This is a genomic window from Klebsiella sp. 10-1, from assembly GCF_009758445.1.
In the GTDB taxonomy this organism is placed as follows: domain Bacteria; phylum Pseudomonadota; class Gammaproteobacteria; order Enterobacterales; family Enterobacteriaceae; genus Klebsiella; species Klebsiella scottii.
In genome coordinates this window covers 1-25,535 of sequence record NZ_WQRE01000006.1, presented here as the reverse complement: position 1 = coordinate 25,535, position 25,535 = coordinate 1, and the positions used below count along the sequence as shown (strand labels likewise).

At 58.5% G+C, this 25,535-nt stretch carries 16 protein-coding genes and 1 pseudogene; 11 read left to right on the top strand and 6 right to left on the bottom strand.

Annotated elements, in window-relative coordinates; genetic code table 11:
• Positions 1-132 precede the first annotated feature (132 nt).
• Together GO007_RS20035 and GO007_RS20030 are read left to right on the top strand one after the other, a co-directional pair.
• Positions 133-1,017: an SDR family oxidoreductase gene (locus tag GO007_RS20035; RefSeq protein ID WP_095103020.1), complete on the top strand. Its 885-nt coding sequence runs from the start codon at positions 133-135 to the stop codon at positions 1,015-1,017.
• 221 nt (positions 1,018-1,238) lie between these two features.
• On the top strand, positions 1,239-2,453 hold the full coding sequence (locus GO007_RS20030; protein WP_095103018.1) for an MFS transporter: 1,215 nt from the start codon (positions 1,239-1,241) through the stop codon (positions 2,451-2,453).
• A gap of 53 nt (positions 2,454-2,506) precedes the next feature.
• On the opposite strand, the gene GO007_RS20025 is transcribed toward GO007_RS20030, so the two are convergent.
• The 3 genes from GO007_RS20025 to GO007_RS20015 form a co-directional block, all read right to left on the bottom strand.
• On the bottom strand, positions 2,507-3,142 hold the full coding sequence (locus GO007_RS20025; protein WP_095103016.1) for a carbonic anhydrase: 636 nt from the start codon (positions 3,140-3,142) through the stop codon (positions 2,507-2,509).
• A 151-nt stretch (positions 3,143-3,293) separates the two neighbouring features.
• A complete protein-coding gene (locus GO007_RS20020; RefSeq protein WP_095103567.1) occupies positions 3,294-4,943 on the bottom strand; it encodes an OFA family MFS transporter in 1,650 nt (549 codons plus the stop codon).
• A 272-nt stretch (positions 4,944-5,215) separates the two neighbouring features.
• Positions 5,216-6,994 (bottom strand): sigma-54 interaction domain-containing protein, encoded by a 1,779-nt coding sequence (locus tag GO007_RS20015; RefSeq protein ID WP_095103014.1) that lies wholly within the window; start codon positions 6,992-6,994, stop codon positions 5,216-5,218.
• A gap of 485 nt (positions 6,995-7,479) precedes the next feature.
• Between GO007_RS20015 and ygeW the strand changes: the two genes are divergently transcribed.
• The 5 genes from ygeW to arcC all read left to right on the top strand — a co-directional run bounded on the left by ygeW (position 7,480) and on the right by arcC (position 13,597).
• Positions 7,480-8,661, top strand: coding sequence for a knotted carbamoyltransferase YgeW (gene ygeW, locus GO007_RS20010; RefSeq protein ID WP_095103007.1), 1,182 nt, complete (start codon positions 7,480-7,482; stop codon positions 8,659-8,661).
• Positions 8,662-8,721: 60 nt separating this feature from the next.
• Positions 8,722-9,921 (top strand): diaminopropionate ammonia-lyase, encoded by a 1,200-nt coding sequence (gene dpaL / locus GO007_RS20005; RefSeq protein WP_095103005.1) that lies wholly within the window; start codon positions 8,722-8,724, stop codon positions 9,919-9,921.
• A 61-nt stretch (positions 9,922-9,982) separates the two neighbouring features.
• Positions 9,983-11,194, top strand: a complete 1,212-nt coding sequence (locus tag GO007_RS20000; protein WP_095103004.1) for a YgeY family selenium metabolism-linked hydrolase — start codon at positions 9,983-9,985, stop codon at positions 11,192-11,194.
• 51 nt (positions 11,195-11,245) lie between these two features.
• On the top strand, positions 11,246-12,652 hold the full coding sequence (hydA, locus tag GO007_RS19995) for a dihydropyrimidinase (RefSeq protein ID WP_095103003.1): 1,407 nt from the start codon (positions 11,246-11,248) through the stop codon (positions 12,650-12,652).
• A 12-nt stretch (positions 12,653-12,664) separates the two neighbouring features.
• On the top strand, positions 12,665-13,597 hold the full coding sequence (arcC, locus tag GO007_RS19990; protein WP_095103001.1) for a carbamate kinase: 933 nt from the start codon (positions 12,665-12,667) through the stop codon (positions 13,595-13,597).
• A 95-nt stretch (positions 13,598-13,692) separates the two neighbouring features.
• Here the strand turns inward: arcC and GO007_RS19985 are convergent.
• Positions 13,693-14,472 (bottom strand): annotated as a pseudogene (locus GO007_RS19985) (XdhC family protein); the annotation flags it as partial.
• Between the two features lie 657 nt (positions 14,473-15,129).
• Between GO007_RS19985 and ygfK the strand changes: the two are divergent.
• The gene (gene ygfK / locus GO007_RS19980; protein WP_095103000.1) at positions 15,130-18,234 is read left to right on the top strand and encodes a putative selenate reductase subunit YgfK; all 3,105 of its coding nucleotides are present in this window, start codon (positions 15,130-15,132) and stop codon (positions 18,232-18,234) included.
• Between the two features lie 2 nt (positions 18,235-18,236).
• Entirely contained in the window at positions 18,237-19,565 is a 1,329-nt protein-coding gene (gene ssnA, locus GO007_RS19975; RefSeq protein WP_189339907.1) for a putative aminohydrolase SsnA, read from the top strand.
• 514 nt (positions 19,566-20,079) lie between these two features.
• Here the strand turns inward: ssnA and GO007_RS19970 are convergent.
• Together GO007_RS19970 and ygfT are read right to left on the bottom strand one after the other, a co-directional pair.
• Positions 20,080-20,553, bottom strand: a complete 474-nt coding sequence (locus tag GO007_RS19970; protein ID WP_095102997.1) for a 4Fe-4S dicluster domain-containing protein — start codon at positions 20,551-20,553, stop codon at positions 20,080-20,082.
• Positions 20,550-22,493 (bottom strand): formate-dependent uric acid utilization protein YgfT, encoded by a 1,944-nt coding sequence (gene ygfT / locus GO007_RS19965; protein WP_095102996.1) that lies wholly within the window; start codon positions 22,491-22,493, stop codon positions 20,550-20,552. The genes GO007_RS19970 and ygfT overlap by 4 nt, the downstream gene beginning before the upstream one ends.
• A gap of 412 nt (positions 22,494-22,905) precedes the next feature.
• Here ygfT and GO007_RS19960 point away from each other — a divergent pair, with 412 nt between their 5' ends.
• Together GO007_RS19960 and GO007_RS19955 are read left to right on the top strand one after the other, a co-directional pair.
• Complete coding sequence (locus tag GO007_RS19960; protein ID WP_095102995.1) at positions 22,906-24,351, top strand: nucleobase:cation symporter-2 family protein; 1,446 nt, start codon at positions 22,906-22,908, stop codon at positions 24,349-24,351.
• Positions 24,352-24,591: 240 nt separating this feature from the next.
• Positions 24,592-25,535 (top strand): molybdopterin-dependent oxidoreductase (locus tag GO007_RS19955; protein WP_145980613.1); only part of this gene is annotated, 944 nt, incomplete at its 3' end.

Genomic DNA, 25,535 nt, shown 5'->3' with positions numbered 1-25,535 from the left:
ATCAGATAATTACGGAAACATACTCCAGAGGATAGCATAATAATTTTTGCAACACGGGTTAATTGACTCGTTAAATATCTTTAGCTGGCCGTCACAGAGCCTATGCTTAATATTTAGCTGGAGGAACTTCATATGAGCGACAACGCCAGACACAGCGCAAACTATCCCCGTCCCCCCTTTGCTGACCAGCCGCAAACGCCCCCCGGCCTGGCATCAGAAATGCTGCCCGTTGCGGATCATGGCGAGGAAAGCTACGTCGGATCTGCCAGGCTTGCCGGCAAGAGGGCGCTGATTACCGGCGGCGATTCGGGTATCGGCCGCGCGGTGGCCATTGCTTTTGCTCGTGAAGGAGCGGACGTGGCGATAAACTATCTGCCGGAGGAAGAAGCCGACGCCGAAGAGGTCATCGCTCTGATTGAGGCCGCCGGGCGCAAAGCGGCGGCTATTCCCGGCGATATTCGCAGCGAATCTTTCTGCGAAGCGCTGGTTGAAAAGGCCGCCAGAGAGCTGGGCGGTCTGGATATTGTGGTCAATAATGCCGGACGTCAGCAGTACTGCGAGTCTCTGGCGGAACTCACGACGGCGGATTTTGACGCCACCTTCAAAACCAACGTCTACGCGCCGTTCTGGATAACCAAAGCCGCGCTGCGCCATCTCAAAGAGCATAGCGCTATCATCAACACCTCCTCGGTTCAGGCCTTTAAGCCCAGCCCGATACTGTTTGATTATGCTCAGACAAAAGCCAGCCTTGTGGCCTTCACCAAATCATTAGCCAGGCAGCTGGGTCCAAAAGGGATCCGCGTCAACGCCGTTGCGCCCGGTCCTTACTGGACGGTTCTGCAATCCAGCGGCGGCCAGCCTGAGGAGAAGGTCCGCCAGTTTGGCGCGGATACTCCGCTCGGTCGCCCGGGACAGCCGGTCGAAATTGCCCCGCTGTACGTGACGCTGGCCTCTGACGCCTGCTCGTTCACCTCCGGCCAGGTCTGGTGCTCGGACGGCGGCGACGGCGTGCTGTAAGGCGCCCGGCGCATAGCCTGGCTTCCGATAGCGTTGTCAGCGCCCGGCGTTGACAACGCTACAAATATGCAATATTAAATTAACACATTCACTCATCCCCGCCGGACCCTTGGTTATGTAATGTCCTGAAATAAGCCCGATGACAATCGTATTAATTTTTCAGCTAACGGCAGCTAGCCCGTGGCTGAAAGGGTAATTTTTCGCTTATTACGGACATGACAATGATTCGAATCCTTCTCCGGACCGTGGCGGACAAGCCGTGGCTGCGTCTGCTCGCTCTCGCGTTTCTTATCTCCTCGATAGGCAACGGCATCACCTGGATCGTCGTTTTTAGTGAACTGATCCGCCTGTCGGCCCCCGTCGCGTCGCTGGCTCTCGCCTACATTCTTTCCACCGTCCCCGGACTCCTCGGCAGCATCGCGGGGGAACGCTTTTGCCAGCACCTGAGCCCCTTTACGATCCTGATACTCGGCGAGGGGCTCGGACTTATCGGCCTGGCGGCACCGTTTTACGCCGTGGCGATGGATTCCATCCCGCTGCTTCTCATCGCTCAGGCAATCGGGGCGTTCACCACCGGCATGACCTTCCCGGCGCTGAGTAAAATATTCAAAACCGGCCTTGTCGAAGATGAACTCCCGGTCGCCACTACCCTCGAAAGCATTATTTTTGCCGGTAACGTGCTCTGCGGCATTGGCCTGGGGTTAGCCCTGATCGGATATATGAGCGCGGCTTATCTGCTGGTTATCGATCTGCTGAGCTTCGCCGCCGCCGTCCTCATACTCGGACGGGCGAAAACGCACTTCAGCGCGCATTTTGTCAATCACATCCGCAGCGTATCCCCGCTGCGCTGGCAGACCCTGAACCATTCCCAGCGCCGCGCGATGCTGCTGCTGCCTCTGCTGGCCGCTGCGGGCGCGCCGGCAATGGCGCTGCTCCCGGGGCTCGCTCCCGGGGGGCTTTCAGGATCGCCGGAACAAACGATCGCCCTGGCGCTGCTTTTTACCCGCAGTCTCGGCCAGCTGATTGGGCCACTGCTGCTCAATCCCGCGCGTTTTGAAAAAAACAGCAGCAGCAACGGGCTGTCGATCGGCTGCCTGGCGATTTTTCTGCTGTGCTACGGGCTGCTCCCCTTCTCACCGTCGCCCTACCTGGCGCTGGCGCTGGTCTTTGTGGCGCACGTTTTCTCCAACGTCGTGTTTTCCCTCGCCGTCTATACGCTGCTCAGAAGCTTCGATCAACAGCAGGTTCCGACCGCGATCGCCAGAAGCTACCGATTGCAGATGGCGATCTCGGCTTTGGTGTCGATCGGCGCGGGATACTGTTCTGATGCTATCGGGGTCACCGGCTCGCTCTATCTGTTCAGCGGGACGGGGTTCATTTTGATTGTCGCGCTGCTGGTGATTGGCAAAGCCTGTATCAGGCCAGCGCGGGCGTAACGGAGAGTGGCGGCGCGGTGCGGGATGCAGGGCTTCCATGCCCTGTTGAAGAATTACTCGAAGAAAACTTCAGGGTTTTCAGAGAGCGAGACGAAGGATTTGGTGTTTTTATCCAGGGCGCCAATCGCGCCGCTTTCGATATCATATACCCAGCCGTGCAGGCGCAGCGCGCCGTCGCGCAGGCCGACGGCTACCGACGGGTGCGTTTTGATATTGTTAAGCTGGGCGATGACGTTCTCGCGCACCATCGCATTCACTTTATCGATTTCGCTATTCCAGGTTTTGCTGTCAACCACCGCTCTGGCCGCATCGGCGTAGTGCAGCCAGTGGGAAACCGCCGGCATGGAGTCCAGACACTGACAGGTTGCAACCGCCGTCATCGCGCCGCAGTTCGAATGGCCGCAAATCACGATATCGGTCACCCCGAGGGCAACAACCGCATACTCAATGGTAGCTGAGACCCCACCCGGCTCCGGCCCGAAGGAAGGAACGATATTACCCGCATTACGAATAACAAAGAGCTGTCCAGGTTCCTGCTGGGTCACCAGTTCTGGTACCAGACGGCTGTCGGAGCAGGAGATGAAAAGCGCTTTGGGATTCTGGCTGGAAGCCAGGCTGCGGAAAAGCTCTTTACGCTGGGGAAAGATCTCTTTTTGGAAGTTGAGGAAACCCTCAATGATATGTTGCATAGCAGTGTCTCTTTTCTCTGTTTTAATTACGGTATGACAAAGATCACAGTATGTAGTGTATCACCGACGGGTCGAATGGGAATTATTTTGATAAACGGCGATTTAGCGAGCACCCGGCCAATGCCCCGGCGGGCGCTTGCCTGACGGATAGCTACATAAAGAACTTCACCGCCTGTTGGAAGGTGCTCCCTATTCCCCACAGCAGAGGCACTCCTACCGCAAACCAGCTCAAGGCCATCAGCGCCCGCGACGGCCGCGGCTCCCAGCTGAGCTGCGCGTTTTCATTCACCGTATACAGCCCCTTCGCCTGCTGCTGTTCCTGGGCGGACATGGCATATTTTTGCGGTATCGGGCGGATCAGCTGGTTGCAGATCAGGCCGATAACCAGCAGCCCGGTGAGGACCATCAGCGTAATATCGTACACCCGCTGTGGAGCAAGCCCTTGGGCCAGCTGATATTCGCGTAAATAATTCACTAAAACCGGGCCGCTAATACCGGCGGCGGACCATGCCGTCAGCAGACGCCCGTGAATCGCCCCCACCATCTGCGCGCCGAAGATATCGGCCAGATAGGCGGGGATAGTGGCAAAGCCGCCGCCGTACATCGAAATGATAACGCACAGGGCGCAGACGAAAATGGCGACGTAGCCGCCGTGGTTGATCAGCGGCAGGGAGCCGTACAGCGCGGCGCCGAGAAGAAAAATCATGGCAAAGGTCATTTTCCGGCCGCAAAGATCCGAAACCGAAGCCCAGAAGAAGCGGCCGATGATATTAAACAGGCTCAGCAGCCCGGTAAAGCCTGCCGCCATAGTCGCGATGCGCCGCAGCTGGTCGGCGTTAAGCTCGTGCCATTGCAGACTCGTCGCCAGCAGCTTGCCGGCAAAAATCTCCTGCAGCATGGGTGAGGCCATCCCTAAAATACCGATCCCCGCCGTCACGTTCAGCCACAGCACCAGCCACAGCAGCCAAAACTGCGGCGTGCGCCAGGCTACGCTGACGTGTACCTGAATGGTGGAATGCGCGCTCATCACTTTTAGCGCCTTCTCCCCGGCAGGATGCCAGCCCATCGGCGGCAGACGATAGCCGAAGGTACCGCAGAGCATAAACAGGGCATAGATGGCTGACAGCGCCAGAACGCTCTGCCAGACGCCGTTACCCGTCGCGTCGGCGAAAAAATTCATCAACGCGTTTGCCAGAGGTGCCCCCACCAGCGCGCCGCCGCCAAAGCCCATTATCGCCATGCCGGCGGCCATTCCGCGCTTATCGGGGAACCAGCGCAGCAGGGTCGAGACCGGTGAAATATAGCCCAGCCCAAGGCCGACTCCGCCAATAACCCCTGCCCCCAGCCACAATAGCCAGAGCTGATGAAAATAGATGGCGACGCTTGAGAGCAGCAGCCCGCCGCACCAGCATAGCGTTGCGATGAAGCTCACCAGCCGCGGCCCGACCTTTTCCAACCAGCTTCCCCACAGCGCCGCGGAGCAGCCAAGAAAGACAAAAAACAGCGTATAGGTCCAGCCTAGCAGCGAGATTTTCCAGTCGCATTCGCGGGTAAAAAGCTGCTGCCAGAAGGACATCGTGACCCGGCACGGCAGCGATCCGCTGCCGCCCACCAGCTGCGACATCGGCAGCCAGAAAACGGAAAAACCGTAGGCCATCCCAATACAGAGATGCACCGCCAGCGCGGCCGGCGGCACCAGCCAGCGGTTAAATCCCGGTCGCGCGATAATACGCGGTTTTGAAAAAAAAGCGTGTCGCGAGGGTACGGATGAGGGAGCGATATTGTCATTGGTTTGCGCCATGTTCCTGTCCTTATCATGTTTGCTACCGGCCGCCGCGGCGGCCGAAGAGAACATCACAAGGCAAGAACGGTGCCATTCATCCCGTTAAGACTATGAAATGGCGACTGAAGCGAGCAAGCACGACGGCGGATCGCTTTGAACATTGCGCTCAAAAAACGAACAACTCCAAATTCATCAAATAGCGGCAACGCAGCGGGCGCCCGGTAGCGATTTTGATAACCGGACTCTCAGAGTGATACGCGGGGCGCTTTCAGCCCCTGCGGCCGGCGCTTTTACAGCCCCACCAGCTCATACTTTTTAATCTTACGATACAGCGTGGCAATGCCAATACCCAGCTCATCTGCCGCCTGCTTCTTATTGCTGTGGCGGGTTAGCGCTTCGCGGATCATCTGCCTTTCCATCTCATCCAGCGCCGTGACGCTCTCCTCTTCTCCCGGCACGCTCAGCGGGCCGACGGCGGCCGGCTCACGCTCCGCCAGCCTGGCGCTGCTGATGATATTGGGCGGCAGCAGTGAGGCGTCGATAACCTCGCCTGAGGGAACCACGTTGACCAGATACTCCATCAGGTTGCTCAGCTCGCGAATATTACCCGGCCAGCGGTAGCCCTTGAGCATGGCGACGACCTCCGCAGCCACGCCGGGGTAGACCAGCTCCAGGCGCCTCGTATGCAGCTGCAGAAAGTAGTGAATCAGCAACTCGATATCATCCTGACGTTCCCGCAGCGGCGGCAGCATCAGAGGGATAACGTTGAGCCGGTAGTAGAGATCTTCGCGGAATTTGCCGGCAACGATAAACTGTTCGAGATTCTGGTTAGTCGCCGAAATAATGCGGATATCGACGGGCACCGGATGGCTGGCGCCGACGGGCTGGATTTCTCGCGACTCAATGGCCCGCAGCAGCTTAGCCTGCAGCGTCAGCGGCATATCGCCAATCTCGTCGAGAAACAGCGTGCCGTGGTTCGCCGCCTGGATTAGCCCGGTTTTGCCGTTCGCCGAGGCGCCGGTAAAAGCGCCCTTGACGTAGCCAAAGAGCTCGCTTTCCAGCAGTTGGTCAGGAATGGCCGCGCAGTTGATGGCGATAAAAGGTTTGGCCTGACGATCGCTGAGCTTATGTATCGCTCTGGCGACCACCTCCTTCCCGGTGCCGCTTTCGCCGGCAATCATGACGCTTGAGGGGCTGGGCGCAATGCGCCTGATCAGCTTTTTCAGTTGGCGCATCGACCGGCACTCTCCCACCATCTGCTCAATCTGCGGCTCTTCCACAGAGGCGCTTAAACTTGAAGATGAGTGCGATTGATGGAAGGCCATTAAAAACAGCCACTGATCCTGAACCGCGTGCAGCTGGCCAATAATCATTTCGGTCTTGTTATCGAATGAGATCACGTGCTGCATATGGCCGCGAGTAAAATTATGCTCAAAAGTCAGCGGCCTAAAATTGATGGGTTTACCGATCATATTTCCCTGGTTCACCCCGAGAGTTTTTAACGCCGTGTGATTAGCAAACTTGACCTTCTGATCGTGACCAATAACCAGGACCCCCTGATCCATATTTTCGATCATCGTTAAAAACATTTTCTGGATATTATCGCTGCCGCCCTGGTCCTCCAGCAGCCGGGAAACAAATATCGAGGAGACGTGGCGGACATAATCGGAAAACTCGCGCAGGTTGTCATTAATACGCTCCTGCTGCTCGCAGGTTAATGCCACCAGGCTAATGACTCCGACGCACCGATCCTGATAAATAACCGGCGTACCAAGAAAGGCTTTCTCTTTACAGCTATCTTTACTGGTGCACTCTTTACATAAAGGGTCAAAGCGGGAATGGGTCACCACCTTCTCTTTTTTTGTTTCAATAATGTAGCGCAAAAGTCGCGAATCTGTATTTAATTTGCGCCCCAGCGATTTGGCATACACGCCGGTCCCGGCAACCCGGCATAGCGTGTTATCGACAATTTCAACTTCGAGCTGAAGCACGCTGGATAGCATCCTGGCAAAACGCTGAATGGTCGGCTGAATCTGCATCAAAACGGAAAATGTGTTCGAGGTCATCATAATAAACCTTTTAATATCACTAACCAGCTGAGATATCTGGCAATGTGACTGCTCTTATTCTTCGGTCATGATACTAACCCAGCCGCCAACAATATTTGACTGAGGCAGGTTTCTTTTTCATTCCTTGACGAAAATATGTAAGAAGTATCACATTTTCATATCAATATGAGAATAGACGCGCCGCCTTTATCACTTTGGTGGGTTTTAACGTCGCTGCCGCTGGTATATCTCGCCGGATGCGGGAAGTGCTTTCACTCCCCTCCTGACAGGATCGCCCGGTTATTATTTCCCGCCCCCATTCGAAACTATATTTCGTGACATCCCTCGCATAATTTTCGCCACCTCAGCCATATTACGCCTGGGGCTGTATGAACTGGCATGCTTATTGTTAGTAGAAATATAGCGCTGGCAGTCGCTATTCAGTCACCACCCTTTTCCGACCGCACAGCAATCATTAAGCCGTCACTCACTCCAGGATTTAAAAAATGAAAACTGTTAACGACCTGATTAAGGATATCAACAAGCTGAACTCGCATCTTCATCAGAAGGACTTCCTGCTGACGTGGGAGCAGTCCCCGGATGAGCTAAAACAGGTACTGGACGTTGCGGCGGCATTGAAAACTCTGCGCGCGGAAAATATCGCCACCAAAGTCTTCAATAGCGGTCTGGGAATTTCGGTTTTTCGCGATAATTCAACCCGTACGCGCTTTTCCTACGCCTCGGCGCTGAACCTGCTCGGACTTGCGCAGCAGGACCTGGACGAGGGGAAATCGCAAATCGCCCACGGCGAAACCGTGCGTGAAACGGCCAATATGATCGCCTTCTGCGCTGACGCTATTGGCATCCGCGACGATATGTACCTTGGCGCCGGCAACGCCTATATGCGCGAAGTGGGCGAAGCGCTCGACGACGGCTATCGTCAGGGCGTGCTGCCGCAGCGCCCGGCGCTTATCAATCTGCAGTGCGACATCGATCACCCAACGCAGGCAATGGCCGACCTCGCCTGGCTGCGGGAGCATTTCGGATCGTTAGAGAATCTCAAGGGCAAAAAAATCGCCATGACCTGGGCCTACTCACCCAGCTACGGCAAACCGCTTTCGGTTCCGCAGGGCATCATCGGCCTGATGACCCGTTTCGGTATGGATGTCACCCTCGCCCACCCGGAAGGCTACGATCTGATCCCCGACGTTATCGAAGTGGCGAAAAACAACGCCGAGGCCTCCGGCGGCAGCTTCCGCCAGGTCACCGAGATGGCAGAGGCCTTCAAGGATGCGGATATCGTCTACCCGAAATCCTGGGCGCCGTACAAAGTGATGGAAAAGCGTACCGAACTGCTGCGCGCCGAGGATCGCGAAGGGCTGAAAGCCCTTGAGGCGGCCTGTCTGGCACAGAACGCTAATCATAAAGACTGGCACTGCACCGAAGAGATGATGGCGCTAACCGGCGACGCTCTGTATATGCACTGCCTGCCGGCCGATATCACCGGCGTCTCCTGCGCTGAAGGCGAAGTCACCGAAGCGGTCTTCGAAAAATATCGCATCGCCACCTACAAAGAGGCGAGCTGGAAGCCGTACATCATCGCCTCGATGATCCTCTGCCGTAAATATGCCAAACCCGGCCTGCTGCTGGAACAACTGCTCGTCGAAGCGCAAAAACGAATCAAATAACCCCTCAGGCCGGCCTGCTGGCCGGCTCTCCGCTCACGCCATGAAGGATAAGGAAAGAGTATGTCTGCTTTCTCATTGAAAATGGATATTGCCGATAATCGGTTTTTTAACGCCATCAGTTCGCCGCTTTTTTCTCGCCAGCAGGCGAAACAGGCGCGCCATTTTCATCAAAAAATCACCGGCTATAAACCCACCCCGCTGTATGCCCTGAACGACCTTGCCGCCCTCTTTGGCCTGGGCCGGATTCTGGTCAAAGACGAATCGCAGCGCTTCGGCCTGAACGCATTCAAGATGCTCGGCGGCGCCTGGGCCATTGCGCAGCTGCTGTGCGAAAAATACCGCCTGGATATCAACGAATTTTCCTTCGACACGTTCAGGCCCGGCATGACGGAGAAGATGACCTTCGCGACGACCACCGACGGCAACCACGGCCGCGGCGTGGCGTGGGCCGCCCAGCAGCTGGGGCAGAATGCGGTGATCTACATGCCAAAAGGGTCTGCTCAGGAGCGCGTCGACGCCATCCGACGCCTCGGCGCCGAATGTATCGTCACCGAAATGAACTACGACGATACCGTGCGCTTCACTCTGCAAACGGCGCAGCAAAACGGCTGGGAGGTGGTGCAGGATACGGCCTGGGAAGGATATACCCGCATCCCGACCTGGATTATGCAAGGCTACGCCACCCTTGCCGACGAAGCGGTCGAGCAGATCTCCTCGATGGGAATTGCCCGCCCCACTCACGTGTTCCTGCAGGCCGGCGTCGGCGCGATGGCGGGCGGCGTGCTGGGCTACCTGGTCGACGCCTATGGCGCCAACAATTTGCATTCGGTGATTATCGAACCTGAGCTGGCCGACTGCTTATACCGCTCCGGCGTTAAAGGCCAAATCGTCAACGTCGGCGGCGAAATGGCCACCATCATGGCCGGCCTGGCCTGCGGCGAACCCAACCCGCTGGGCTGGGAAATTCTGCGCAACTGCGCCACCCAGTTTATCTCCTGTCAGGACGCCGTTGCCGCCCTCGGGATGCGCGTGCTGGGTAACCCTACCGGCGACGATCCGCGGGTGATTTCCGGCGAGTCCGGCGCCGTCGGTCTCGGAGTGCTGGCCGCCGTACATTTTCATCCCCAGCGCGAAGCGCTAATGCACAAGCTCAGGCTGGACAGCGACTCCATCGTGCTGGTCATCAGCACCGAAGGTGACACCGACGTGAAGCACTACCGGGAAGTGGTCTGGGAAGGCAAACACCCGGCGACGCGATAGGCCTCAGCATACTTTTCAACTCATCCCGCGCGGCGGGAAAACAGGACCGGAGAACGAATCCATGGCAAAGCAAATTCCATTCAAACTGATTCTCGAAAGAGCCAACCACTACCAGCAGGACATGACCCGCTTTTTACGCGATATGGTGGCCATACCCAGCGAAAGCTGCGACGAAAAGCGCGTCGTCCAGCGAATAAAAGAAGAGATGGAGAAGGTCGGTTTCGACAAAGTTGAAATCGACCCGATGGGCAACATACTCGGCTATATCGGCCACGGCCCGCGCCTGGTGGCAATGGATGCGCATATCGATACCGTGGGCATCGGCAATATCAAAAACTGGAATTTCGACCCCTACGAGGGTATGGAGACCGACGAGCTGATCGGCGGGCGCGGGACGTCGGATCAGGAAGGCGGCATGGCCTCAATGGTGTATGCCGGAAAAATCATCAAAGACCTGGGCCTGGAGGATGAGTATACCCTGCTGGTGACCGGCACCGTCCAGGAAGAGGACTGCGACGGCCTCTGCTGGCAGTACATCATCGAGCAGTCCGGCATTCGCCCCGAGTTCGTGGTCAGCACTGAGCCCACCGACTGCCAGATATACCGCGGCCAGCGCGGGCGCATGGAGATCCGCGTGGACGTACAGGGGGTCAGCTGTCACGGCTCGGCGCCGGAACGCGGCGATAACGCTATTTTCAAAATGGGGCCGATTCTTAACGAACTGCAGGACCTTTCCCGACATCTGGGCAACGACGACTTCCTCGGCAAAGGTACCCTGACCGTTTCGGAAATCTTCTTTACCTCGCCAAGCCGCTGCGCGGTCGCCGACAGCTGCGCCGTCTCCATCGACCGCCGCCTGACCTGGGGAGAAACCTGGGAAGGCGCGCTGGACGAAATCCGCGCCCTGCCGGCGGTACAAAAAACGGGGGCCGTGGTGTCGATGTACAACTACGATCGCCCTTCCTGGACCGGCCTCGTCTACCCCACAGAGTGCTATTTCCCGACCTGGAAAGTAGAGGAGAACCACTTTACCGTCCAGGCGCTCAGCAACGCCTATGAAGGCCTGTTCGGCAAAGCGCCGGTGGTCGATAAATGGACGTTCTCTACCAACGGCGTTTCGATCATGGGCCGTCACGGGATCCCGGTCATTGGCTTTGGCCCCGGCAAAGAGCCGGAAGCCCACGCCCCGAATGAAAAAACCTGGAAATCGCACCTCGTGACCTGCGCCGCAATGTACGCCGCTATCCCGCTTAGCTGGCTGGCAACAGAATAATAATGATCCGCAATCCCTCCCGCCGCCTGCGACGGGAGTCTGGAGCTTTTTATGCGCGTACTGATTAAAAATGGCACCGTCGTCAACGCTGACGGCCAGGCCAAACAGGACCTGCTGATTGAAAACGGATTAATCAGCCAGCTGGCGGCAGACATCGCCGTGGAGCAACCCTGCGAAATAATTGACGCCGAGGGATGCTACGTGATGCCGGGGGGCGTTGACGTCCACACGCATTTCAATATTGATACCGGCCTCGCCCGCAGCTGTGATGATTTTTTTACCGGTACCCGCGCCGCCGCCTGCGGCGGAACAACGACCATTATCGATCATATGGGCTTCGGGCCAGCCGGCTGCCGGCTGCACCATCAGCTCGAAGCCTACCACGGCTACGCCGCCTACAAAGCGACAATCGATTACAGCTTTCACGGCGTTATTCAGCATATCAACCACGCCATTCTTGATGAAATTCCGTCGATGGTTGAGGCAGGGATCAGCAGCTTTAAGCTCTATTTAACCTACCAGTACAAGCTGAACGATGACGAGTTGCTTCAGGCGCTAAAGCATCTGCATCACGCCGGAGCGCTCACCACCGTCCACCCGGAAAACGATGCCGCCATTGCGCAAAAGCGCGCCGAATTTCTCGCCGCCGGCAAAACCGCGCCCCGCTACCACGCCTTGAGTCGTCCGCCGGAGTGCGAGGCCGAAGCCATCGCCAGGACGATCAACCTGGCCCGGCTTGCCGGCAACGCGCCGCTGTATATCGTGCACCTGTCTAACCGACTGGGGCTCGATTATCTCCGCCTTGCCCAGGCGCGTCGACAGCCGGTTTGGGTCGAAACCTGCCCGCAGTATCTGCTGCTCGACGATCGCTGCTATGAGCGTGATGACGCGCTGCAGTTTCTGCTCAGCCCGCCGCTGCGCAACGCCAGCAACAACGACGCGCTGTGGTGCGGCATAGCCGATGGCGCCATTGACGTGGTGGCAACCGATCACTGCGCCTTCTCGATGGCCCAGCGGCGGCAGCTATCCGGCGGCGATTTTAGCCGCTGTCCAAACGGCCTTCCCGGGGTTGAGAACCGCCTGCTGCTGCTGTTTTCGCACGGCGTGATGAGCGGAAGGATCTCGCCGGAGCGCTTCGTGGCGCTCACCAGCGCCACTCCGGCGAAGCTGTTTGGCCTCTGGCCGCAAAAAGGCCTGCTGGCGCCCGGCGCGGATGCCGATGTGGTCATTATCGACCCGCGACGAACCACCACCATCCGCCACCAGCAGCTCCACGACAACGCCGACTACTCGCCGTGGGAGGGGTTTATTTGCCAGGGCGCCATCCGCCAGACGCTGTCTCATGGCAGGGTCATTTTCAGCAACGGCACCTTTACCGGCAGCGCCGGACAAGGCCGTTTTATACGCCGTAACCCTTTTTCGACCGCGCAGGCATTGGCGCGCGGCGCACGCCTTTAAAGAGAGGAATCCATGAGTAAGAAAATTGTTCTCGCCCTCGGCGGGAATGCCTTAGGGGACGATCTTGCCGGACAGATGCAGGCCGTTACGCAAACGGCGCAGGCGATTGTGGATCTCATTGCCCAAGGGCATCAGGTCGTGGTGACGCACGGCAACGGCCCGCAGGTCGGGATGATCAATCTGGCCTTCGAGGCCGCCGCCAAAACCGAGGCCCATACCCCGATGCTGCCGATGTCGGTCTGCGTCGCGCTCAGCCAGGGGTATATTGGCTACGATCTGCAAAATGCGCTGCGTGAGGCGCTGCTCGCGCGCGGGATGCCCGTTCCGGTCGCCACGGTGATCACCCAGGTTGAGGTTGACGCCGCCGATGAAGCTTTCCGCGATCCCAGCAAACCCATCGGCTCATTCTTCAGCGCAGCGGAAGCCCAGGTCCTGATCCGCCAGGGCTACACGCTGAAAGAGGATGCCGGGCGCGGCTATCGTCGGGTGGTGGCCTCCCCGGAGCCCGTCGATATTATCGAAAAAGAGACGGTGAAGGCGCTGATGGATGCCGGACAGGTGGTGATTACCGTCGGCGGCGGCGGTATCCCGGTGATCCGCGAGGGGAACCACCTGCGCGGGGTTAGCGCGGTCATTGATAAGGACCGGGCCAGCGCCAGGCTCGCCGCCACGATCGATGCCGATATGCTGATTATCCTCACCGCGGTGGAAAAAGTGGCGATCAACTTTGGCCAGCCTAATCAGCAATGGCTGGACAGGCTCTCGCTTAACGATATCGACCGCTTTATTGCCGAAGGTCATTTCGCCAAAGGCTCTATGCTGCCGAAAGTCGAAGCCGCCGCGGCGTTCGCCCGTTCGCGGCCTGGGCGCCGGGCCTTAATTACCATGCTAAGCAAGGCCCGGGAAGGGATAGAAGGAAAAACGGGGACGCTGATTGAGGGGTAGCCAACCCGGCGCCAGCGGCCCCTCGCCTCCGTCGCGGGGGAGTCGCATCATGCGGTCGTCAGCGCTTTTTGTCCCTCAATTTCCGAATGTACAGACATCATCAGACCGCCGGGAGCCTGATTTTTAATCTGCAGGATCTCGGCCAGTACGCTGACGGCAATCTCGTGCGGCGTTTCGGCGCCAATGTTGTAGCCTACCGGCGCATGGAGACGCGCAATATGCTCTTCCGCCACCCCGCTTTCCCGCAGCTGGCGTAAAAAAACCTGCACCTTGCGGCGGCTGGCCAGCAGCCCCAGCCAGGCCACCGGCCGGGCGATCAGCTTATCCAGCGCTTCACGATCTTTGTTATTCGTGGCGATCAGGACAAAATCATCATGACGAACCGCCAGCTGTTCAACGGCTGCGGCGAAGCTGTCGGCATGCAGCAGCCGGGTCGTCGGCGGAAACAGCTGCGGATCGAGGCTGGCAGAATGGATATCGACGACGACAACTTCGAATCCCAGCAGCGCGGCGCCCTGCGCAACTGCGCGATTAACGTGCCCGCCCCCGACCAGCACCAGCCGCGGTCGCTGGCAGTGGACGCTGATAAACACCGACATTGCCCCGCCGCAGTCGGAACCCACGGCGTCGGTGCCGCTGCGCGCCATCCGGCCATGAAACATGCGCGAGGCCTTTTCAGCCAAGGCCTCCAGCGCTTCATCAATGACCTTGCGTTCGACCATCCCACCGCCGATGGTGCCAATAATGCTCCCATCAGCGCGGATCAGCATCTGCGCGGAGTGCCTGGGCGTTGAGCCGCGGCTCTCGACGATTTGCGCCAGCGCAAACGGGCAGTTTTGTGCTTCAAGCCTTGCGGCTTCTGAGAAAATATTCATAACAACCTCAATGGCTATTCCTGTGGTCAGCCCGACCGGGCCGGGTCCTTTACTCTCCAATGCATCGTCTGCGAGCTGGCCGCCCATTCTCACTTTGAGACAGCTGATTCAACAACCACATCGGCGACGCCCTGCCGGCGCGCCTGAACCGGCGGGCAGCGTTGACGACAACGGCCTGACGGCAGAATTGAGTATGCAAGGTTCATGCTGAGCCGCGGCTTTTAGCGCAAATTCGTGAACAGCGTCGCGGAAAGCGGGGTCAGACGGACGGCTTTATTTGCCGACGGAATGTCCGTTATTCATTTACCTGAATAATTCGCGCGCAGCATAATAAATCCGCTAAAAAAATATTATCATTGTGATAGCTCGCGGATAATTTTTAACAATACTCTCCCGACATTTTATTGAGTGATTTTAATTCCCATTTAGACCGACGTCATCGCGACAATAACCACCTTTAATTTAGAGTTCCTTCACAAATTTATGCCTAATCCTGCCACCAGTGAAATAACTGGTGCGAATGTTGCTGTTCCTTTCCCATCCGTCGGAATTAATGCGACGCCCGCTATTTTTCCGTCGCTCGCAAAGCGGCAGCCTTAAAAATAACGAGCCCGTACCGGCAACGTTGATCTCATAAATGAATCTAAGGAGAGGGTTATGGGTGATATTATGCGTCCCGTCCCGTTTGAGGAACTTTTGACGCGTATTTTTGATGAGTATCAGCACCACCGTTCAATTTTTGGTATCCCGGAACAACAGTTTTATATCCCGGCGACATCCAGACGAGTGAGCGTATTTGGCGAGAGCTGCGCCACGCCCATCGGCCCCGCCGCCGGGCCGCACACCCAGCTGGCGCAAAATATCATCACCTCATGGCTCACCGGCGGAAGGTTTATTGAGCTGAAAACCGTGCAGATACTCGACCGCCTTGAGCTGGAAAAGCCCTGCATTGACGCCGAAGATGAGTGTTTTAACACCGAATGGTCCACCGAATTTACGCTGCTCAAAGCCTGGGATGAATATCTGAAGGCCTGGTTTATCCTCCATCTGCTGGAAGAGATATTCCCGTTCACGCCGTCAAAATCCGCCAAGTCGTTTATTTTTAATATGAGCGTCGGCTATAACCTCGACGGCATTAAGCAGCCGCCGATGCAGCAGTTTATCGACAATATGATGGATGCCGGATCTCATCCGAAATTCGCGCAGTATCGCGATACGCTTTACCGCTGGACGCATAGCGACCGCTTTGTGGTCGGCAATCAGCTTGAGGACATTCGTCCGCAGCTGGCGAAGCTGGCCCAGCGGGTCCCGGGCAGGCTGGTTAGCGGCGTCACGCTCTCGACCATGCACGGCTGTCCGCCTGATGAAATTGAGGCCATCTGCCGCTATATGCTGGAAGAGAAAGGGCTTAATACCTTCGTGAAGCTCAATCCGACGCTGCTTGGCTATCCGCGAGTGCGTGAAATCCTCGATACCTGCGGCTTTAGCTATATCGGCCTCAGTGAAGAATCCTTCGATCACGACCTGAAAATCGGTCAGGCGCTGGAGATGCTTCATCGCCTGATGGCGCTGGCGAAAGAAAAAGCGCTAGGTTTCGGCGTCAAGCTGACCAACACCCTCGGGACGATCAATCGCAAAGGCGCTTTGCCCGGCGATGAGATGTATATGTCCGGACGGGCGCTCTTCCCCCTCGCCATCAACGTCGCCGCCCTGCTGTCGCGCGAATTTAACGGCAGGCTGCCTATTTCCTACTCCGGCGGCGCCAGCCAGCTGACGATCCGCGAGATATTTGAAACCGGGATCCGCCCGATTACTATGGCCACCGACCTGCTAAAACCGGGCGGCTATCTGCGGCTAAGCGCCTGCATGCGCGAGCTGGAACAGGCCAACGGGTGGGAGCTGCAGCAGGTGGACGTCGGGCGCCTCAGCGCGCTGGCCGAAAAGGCCATCAGCATGGAGTACACCCAGAAGCACTGGAAACCTCAGGACCGCATTGTGGTCGCAGAGCCGCTGCCGCTCACCGACTGCTACGTCGCGCCGTGCGTGAGCGCCTGCGCGATTAAGCAGGATATTCCCGAGTATATTCGCCTGCTGGGCGAGCAGCGCTATGCCGACGCCCTTGAGCTTATCTATCAGCGTAACGCGCTGCCGGCCATTACCGGCCATATTTGCGATCATCAGTGCCAGCATAACTGTACCCGCCTTGACTACGACAGTTCGCTCAATATTCGCGAACTGAAGAAAATCGCGCTCGAGAAAGGCTGGGAAGAGTATCAGCGGCGCTGGCACAAACCGGCCGGTTCCGGTGCGATGAACCCGGTGGCGGTGATCGGGGCGGGCCCGGCGGGGCTTGCCGCAGGCTACTTTCTGGCCCGCGCCGGACACCCGGTGACCCTGTTTGAGCGCGAGGCCAACGCGGGCGGCGTGGTGCGCAATATCATTCCTCAGTTCCGCATCCCCGCCGAGCTTATCCAGCACGATATCGACTTCGTGATCGAGCACGGCGTTAATATCGTCTACGGCTGCGATCCGCTGCTGACGGTGGAGAAACTTCGCCGCGAGGGCTACCGCTACGTGCTGGTCGGCACCGGTACCGACAAAAACAGCGGCGTAAGCCTCGGCGGTGATAACCCTAACGTGCGCAAATCGCTGCAGTTCTTACGCGAATATAATCGCGGTGACGCCCTCCAGCTCGGCAAACAGGTGGTGATTATCGGCGCGGGCAATACCGCCATGGACTGCGCGCGCGCCGCGATGCGGGTGCCGGGCGTGGAAAAAGTCACCATCGTCTACCGCCGTTCGCAGCAGGAGATGCCGGCATGGCGCGAAGAGTATGAAGAGGCGCTGCGTGACGGCGTGTCGTTCGAGTTTCTGAGTAATCCTGAGCAGTTCTACGCCGACGGAACGCTGACCGTCCGGGTGATGCAGCTCGGCGACGCCGATGAACAGGGCCGCCGTCGCCCGCTAGCAACCAACCAAACCCGCACCCTACGGGCGGACACGGCGATCGCCGCCATCGGCGAACAGCAGGACGTTGAGGCGCTGGCGGCGATGGGCATTCCGCTGGACGGCAGCGGCTGGCCGGCGGTCGATCTCAGCGGCGAAACCGCGCTGCCGGGCGTATTTCTTATCGGCGACGTCCAGCGCGGCCCGTCATCCATCGTCTCGGCTATCGGCAACGCCCGTCGGGCAGCGGATGCTATTCTGGCGCGAGAAAACATTGCCACCCGCTATCAGCATAAACAGTGGAATAACGTCGATCCGGCGGACATCTACCAGCGCAAAGGGACAATCGCCGTCGCGGAGGTGGCCAGCGATGACCGCGAGGCGTTCGTTGCTCAGGAAGCGGCCCGCTGCCTGGAGTGCAACTACGTGTGCAGCAAATGCGTGGACGTGTGCCCAAACCGCGCCAACGTCTCTATTGCCGTGCCGGGGTTCCAGAACCGCTATCAGACGCTGCATCTCGACGCATACTGCAACGAATGCGGCAACTGCGCGCAGTTCTGCCCCTGGCAGGGCAAGCCCTACAAAGACAAAATTACCGTCTTTAGCCTGGCGCAGGATTTCGCCAACAGCAGCAACCCCGGCTTCTTCGTAGAGGACGACAGCGTCCACGTACGGCAAAACGAGCAAACCTGGCTGCTAAAAATCGACGATAGCGGCCATATCGCTGACGTTCCCCCTACCGTTGCCGATCTTTGCCGCATCATTAGCCATGTTCATCTTAACCACCGATACCTGCTGGGAGGCGTCGAAGTATGAGTATCTTAATTCTGAAAAATGCCACCGCCGCGCAGCTCTATCCGGCGAAGGTCACGGAAAGCGTCGATATTGCGATCGAAAACGGCGAAATTCTCGCTATTGCCCCGGGTCTCGCTCAGCGCTATCCGCAGGCCACGGTCAAAGAGATGCACGGTCGTCTGGTGATGCCGGGGATAGTGTGTTCGCATAACCACTTCTATTCCGGCCTGTCGCGAGGGATTCAGGCCAATATTGCGCCCAGCCCTGACTTTATCTCGACGCTGAAAAATATGTGGTGGCGGCTCGACCGCGCGCTGGATGAAGAATCCCTCTATTACAGCGGGCTGATTTGCGCTATGGAAGCCGTGCGCAGCGGCTGTACCGCGGTGATTGACCACCATGCTTCGCCCAACTATATCGCCGGATCGCTCAGCCAGCTGCGCAACGCCTTCCTGCGGATCGGCCTGCGGGGAATGACCTGTTTTGAAACCACCGATCGCAACGGCGGGATTAAAGAACTGCGGGCCGGCGTCGAGGAGAACATTCGCTTTGCCCGCGAAATCGACCTGGCGCGAAAACAGGGTCGCGAACCCTACCTGGTTGAAGCGCATATTGGCGCCCACGCGCCCTTTACGGTGCCGGATGAGGGGCTGGCGATGCTCAGCGAGGCGCTGAGCGCCACCGGCCGCGGCCTGCATATCCATGCGGCGGAGGACCGCTACGACGTCAGCCACAGCCATCATCGCTACGCAAAAGACCTGCTGGTCAGGCTGGCGGAGTTTAACCTGATTGACCGCAGGACGCTGGTTGCCCACGGCCTGTATCTCTCCGATCAAGATATTGAGATCCTCAATTCTCAGGATGGGTTCCTGGTGCATAACGCGCGCTCCAATATGAACAACCACGTCGGCTATAACCAGCGGCTGGTCGACTTCCGCAACCTGGCGCTGGGCACCGACGGCCTGGGATCTGATATGTTCGAAGAGCTCAAGTTTGCCTTCTTTAAGCACCGTGACGCCGGCGGGTCGCTGTGGCCGGACGGTTTTGCCCGCGCCTTAAGCAACGGCAACGAGCTGCTCAGCCGCAACTTTAACGCCCGCTTTGGCCGCCTTGAGGCGGGATATAAAGCCGACCTGACGATTTGCGACTACCCTGCGCCAACGCCGCTGATGGCCGAAAATATCGCCGGGCATATCGCCTTTGGTCTCGGCAGTCATCACGTCCATAGCGTGATGGTCAACGGGGAGATGATTTACGAGAACCGACAGTTTACCTTCGATCACGAACCGCTCTTTGCCGAGGCGCGGAAGGCGGCGGTGAAAATGTGGGCGCGGATGGACGCGCTGCCTTAAGGCGGCGCCGGCATGCATCGGAGCGGGTTATTCCACGAGGTCTCAAGCCGGTCAGCAGAGCAGCTGACCGGCTTTTTTACCTGCTCCGCGAGTGCACCGCTTGCTGCCTGACTCAACCGCGACGACGCGCGTCCCGTAGCGAAAAGGCGTGCAGCGGGGCCCTGGCTCCCCGCTGAAATCGGCGAACCGAAGGCCGGAAGACAAGGGCTGTCCGCCAGGGATGGCGGCAAGAGGCGAATCGAGACAGGAGCGAGCCCCGGAACGGGCGAGCAGGTCGAGTTGGGCCGACCGCAGGCTGCAGGCCGGGAGGTGAGCGCAGTGCGCAGCACCAATTTCCGTGCGGGACCGCGGGGATTGTTAAGGGAAAGACGGTTATCTTCCCTTTAACCCGGTCACCTGGCACCGACACCGACACCGCATGTTCTGCAAAGCGTCCGGTGAACGGAATACCTCCCTGCTGGCCCGCATGAAAGCTGCTCCTCACCCTTCGGGGCGGGGATCGTTTGGCAAGCCGCTATATCCCAGACGCGGCGGCGGCCTCTTTACGCTGTTTTAGCAGCGCCGCCAGCCGCTCGGGGGTCATGATGCTGAGTGCCGCCGTGGGGCAAACCTCCACGCAGGCGGGGCCGCGCTCGCGTTCTGCGCACAGATCGCATTTGATAATCAGTGGCGGATGCGCGGCAGCGCTCTCAACGGTGATGGCCCCAAATGGGCAGACCACCGCGCAGCTCTGGCAGCCGATGCAGCGCGACACATCCGCCTCAACCCGCGCCTCGCCGATGGTCAGCGCCGCCACCGGACAGGCCGAGACGCAGGGGGCGTTTTCACACTGGTGGCACATAATCGGGACGGTGACGTTATCAAGACGTTGGACCTTGAGGCGCGGCTGGAACGCCGCGCCGGTGCCGCCATGCTCCAGCGCGCAGGCGACTTCGCAGGTCCGACAGCCGATACAGGCCTGCGCGCTGGCCAGGATAAATCGGGTCATATCCCCCCCTTTTGATCCGCAAAGAGGGCCAACATTTCATTCGCAGCCTGGCGTCCGGCAGCCATTGCCGTCACCACCAGATCTGCGCCGTGTACCGCATCGCCGCCGGCAAAAACTTTATCATTGCTGGTTTGCGTGCTGGCCCGGCCCTCTCCGCCCGTGCCAATTTGCCCCCAGCGGTCGAGCTGGACCCCGTGACCGCGCAGCCAGGGCATATCGTGCGCCTGGAAGCCAAACGCCATTACCAGCACGTCGGCCGTAAGCTCAAATTCAGAACCGGCAACCGGCCGCGGGCGACGTCGCCCGTCCGGCCCCGGTGCGCCCATTTCGGTGCGGATCATACTCACCGCGCGCACCGCCCCTTTACGGCCGCGAAGGATCCGCTGCGGCTGCACGTTAAACCGGAACTCCACGCCCTCTTCCCTGGCGTTCAGCACCTCTTTTTTCGAACCCGGCATGCTCGGCTCATCGCGGCGATAGGCGCAGGTCACGCTCGCCGCGCCGCGTCGAACGGCGGTGCGCAGACAATCCATCGCCGTATCGCCGCCGCCGAGGACCACAACGTGCTTACCTTGAATTTCGGTCAGCGGATACTCTTCGGTCGCCTCGAGTCCCATCACTTCGCGGGTGCTGGCGATCAGAAACGGCAGCGCCTGAATCACCCCGGACGCATCTTCCCCCTCCAGACCGGCGGCCATCAGGCCATAGGTGCCGACGCCGAGGAATACCGCATCGTAGCCGGCCAGCAGGTCGGCGAACGCCACGTCGCGCCCCACGTCGTGGTTAAGATGGAACTGAATGCCCATGGCGCTGAAAATCTCTCTTCTCACCGCCAGCACGCTCTTATCCAGCTTAAACGGCGGAATACCGAAGGTGAGCAGGCCGCCGATTTCCGGATGCCTGTCGAAAACGTCGACCTGCACCCCCGCGCGCGCCAGGATATCGGCGCAGCCCAGGCCTGCCGGCCCGGCGCCAATCACCGCCACCCGCTCCTCGCGAGGGCTGACGTCCCCGGTCTGCGGCCGCCAGCCCATCGCCAGCGCGCTATCGGTGATATAGCGCTCAAGGTTGCCGATCGTCACCGCCCCGCCCCGCTCCTTCATGGTACAGGCGCCTTCGCATAGCCGGTCCTGCGGGCAGACCCGGCCGCAGATTTCCGGCAATGAGCTGCTTTGGTGGCACAGCTCTGCGGCCTCAATAATCTTTCCTTCATTCACTAACCGAATAAAATCCGGGATGGCGTTATGCAGCGGACAGGTCCAGTTGCACCACGCTTTCTGCGCGCAGTAGAGACAGCGATCGCTCTCATATTCGGCATCGCAGGCGCCGAGTCGGTGATAGATCTCCTCGAAATGCGCTTTGCGCTCCTCGGCGGCGATCTTCGTCGCGCCCACCCGAGGCGGTTTGCTGAGGAATGCCGCGCGACGGTCGCTGCGCCGCACCTGTACCGGTTGCCCCTGGGCGGCGCGAATTTGTCTTTCCCGGCGCAGGCGGCTGAGCCCGGCCTCATCCATCAGCCGCAGCGCCTGCGTCGGGCAGTTGGCGACGCAGGCCTGCAGACCCGACGGATGCTGCTGACAAAGATCGCATTTCTGCGCCAGCTGCGGCGCATCCTCTCCGACGGCCACCATCTCGATGGCGCCAAAAGGACAGGCAATTGCGCAGTTTTTACAGCCAATACACTTCGCCTGCTTCAGCTGGATACTGTCGTTGGCGAAACAGAGCGCCTGAGTCGGGCAGGAGGTCACGCAGGGGGCATCGTTGCAGTGACGGCAGGTGGTCACGCGGCTGGCGTCACGATCAGAGACGAGGTGAATGCGCGGCAGGAAATCATGACGCCGCTGCGGCCAGCAATCCTCGCTGTGGGCGATAGCACAGGCCACTTCGCAAACATGGCAGCCAATACAGCTCGCGGCATCGGCAACAATAAATCGGTTCATTGGCTTCCCTTTTTATTATTCTGAAATTGACAAAGGGTCGCGATGCAATAATCAGGCGCTTTTTACATTCTCAATCAGGGCAAACTTATTTTTGCGAGCAGCCTCAAAAAAATATCCCCTTCAACGCTAATAAATATCAGTCAGACGCGCCTCAGAATCATATTGTGAGTCAGAATGATTATATCCCTCTCATTATGAGACGCTATTTTCTCTCCGCCGTTTTTTCTCCCGCCGCTCGCCGCCGTTATCGTCTCTTTCTGTGATAGTTGACTCATTTCAACATTATTTTGCCTGCAGGAAGAAAAACTGGCACTGCCTAAGCATAGGTAATAGCGAGCTTTGCACTCTCTCTATTCACCCCCCTCCCGGTTGGCTCCTGAGCCCGCCGTTGGATATTAAGGAGAAATACATTATGAGCGCCATTGATTCTCAACCACCATCGGTCACTGGTAGCCCCCACACAATTGATGAGGTGGATCGCGTCTTATCCCCGGGGAAGCTGGTCGTTCTTGGTTTGCAACACGTTCTGGTTATGTATGCCGGCGCCGTCGCCGTCCCTTTAATGATTGGAGACCGGCTGGGGCTAAGCAAAGAAACGGTCGCGCTGCTGATCAGCTCCGATCTGTTTTGCTGCGGCGTCGTAACCCTGCTGCAGTGTATCGGCGTCGGGCGTTTTATGGGCATTCGTCTGCCGGTCATTATGTCGGTAACCTTCGCCGCCGTGACGCCGATGCTGGCCATCGGCATGCATCCCGATACCGGACTGATGGGTATTTTCGGCGCGACGATTGCGGCCGGGATCATTACCACCCTGCTGGCGCCGCTGATCGGACGACTGATGCCGCTTTTTCCCCCGCTGGTCACCGGCGTCGTCATCACGTCCATCGGCCTGAGCATTATGCAGGTCGGGATCGACTGGGCGGCAGGAGGGAAAGGTAATCCGGAGTATGGCAGCCCCATCTATCTGGGCATTTCGTTTGCCGTACTGCTGTTTATTCTGCTGGTCACCCGCTTTGCCAAAGGCTTTATGTCTAACGTCGCCGTACTGTTAGGCATCGTTTTCGGCTTCGGCCTGTCGATGATGATGAACGAGGTTAACCTCAACGGCCTGCATGACGCCCACTGGTTCGCCGTGGTCACTCCGCTGGCCTTAGGTACGCCCGTCTTCGATCCGATATCAATCATCACGATGACCGCCGTCATGATCATCGTTTTCATTGAATCAATGGGGATGTTTCTGGCGCTTGGCGAAATTGTCGGCCGCAAGCTGACGCCGCAGGATATCATTCGCGGCCTGCGCGTTGACGGCATCGGTACCCTATTCGGCGGGCTGTTTAATAGCTTTCCGCACACCTCCTTTTCGCAGAACGTTGGCCTGGTCAGCGTCACCCGCGTCCATAGCCGCTGGGTCTGCGTCGCATCTGGCGCCATTCTGATTATATTTGGCATGGTGCCGAAGATGGCGGTGCTGGTGGCCTCTATTCCGCAGTTCGTGCTGGGCGGTGCGGGGCTGGTAATGTTCGGCATGGTGCTGGCAACGGGGATACGCATTCTCGCGCGCATCAACTACTCCACCAATCGCTACAACCTCTATATCGTCGCCATCAGCCTTGGCGTCGGCCTGACGCCAACGCTATCGACGCAGTTTTTCTCTAAATTCCCCGAGGTACTGCAGCCGCTGCTGCACAGCGGGATCATGCTGGCCACGTTTAGCGCCGTCACCCTGAACCTGTTTTTCAACGGCTACAACAAGCACACCGGTCTGGTGCCGGAAGCCCAGGGGGCGCAGCGTGCGCCGCGCACGGTGCGCATGTGGCTATTAATGCGCAAGGTTAAAAAGCAGCAGCATGAGGAATAGCGCTAACCAGGGCGGCATCGGGCTCCCCCGCTGCCGTGCTTCATGTTGCGAATAAGCACCCTCTTTTTCAGGAGAAACCACCATGCTACTTCGCCTGACCCTCGCCGCGACCCTGCTGCTGCTGCTGAGCCTTCCGGTTATACAAGCGGCGATCGATCTCGCTATCAGCAGCCGGTTTGGTTTTTTTTTGTTTTTTTAATCGCGACATCGCTGCCGCATGATTAAAGGAGTCTTATCCCAATGAAAATGGTGATGACCGTATGCCCGTACTGCGCCGCCGGCTGTAAAATAGGGCTGGTGACTGAAGCGGGGAATATTATCCGCGCCGAGCCGGCGATGGGGAAAAACAACCAGGGAACCCTGTGCCTGAAGGGCTACTACGGCTGGGACTTTATTAACGATACCCAAATTCTCACCCCGCGCCTGAAAACCCCGATGATCCGCCGCCAGCGCGGCGGCAGGCTGGAATCCGTCTCCTGGGACGAGGCCCTCGACTACGTCGCCACCCGCCTCAGCGCGATTAAAGAGAAGTACGGCCCGGATGCCATCCAGACCACCGGCTCCTCCCGCGGAACCGTGAATGAAACCAACTATGTGATGCAAAAATTCGCCCGCGCCGTTATTGGTACCAATAACGTCGACTGCTGCGCTCGCGTCTGACACGGCCCTTCGGTTGCAGGTCTGCACCAGTCGGTCGGTAACGGCGCTATGAGCAATGCCATCACCGAGATTGATAACACCGATCTCGTCTTTATCTTCGGCTATAACCCGGCCGACTCACACCCCATCGTGGCGAATCACGTGATTAACGCCAAACGCAACGGGGCGAAGATTATCGTCTGCGATCCGCGCAAAATTGAAACCGCGCGCATTGCCGATATGCATATTGCCTTGAAAAACGGCTCCAACATCGCGCTGCTCAACGCCATCGGACACGTCATTATCGAAGAGGATCTCTACGATAAATCCTTCGTCGCCAGCCGTACCGAGGGCTTCGAGGAGTACCGTAAAATCGTTGAAGGCTATACGCCGGAGTCGGTGGAAGAGATAACCGGCATCAGCGCCCGGGAGATCCGCGCCTGCGCCCGGATGTACGCCGGCGCCAAATCCGCCGCCATCCTGTGGGGCATGGGCGTCACCCAGTTCTATCAGGGCGTGGAAACCGTGCGCTCGCTGACCAGCCT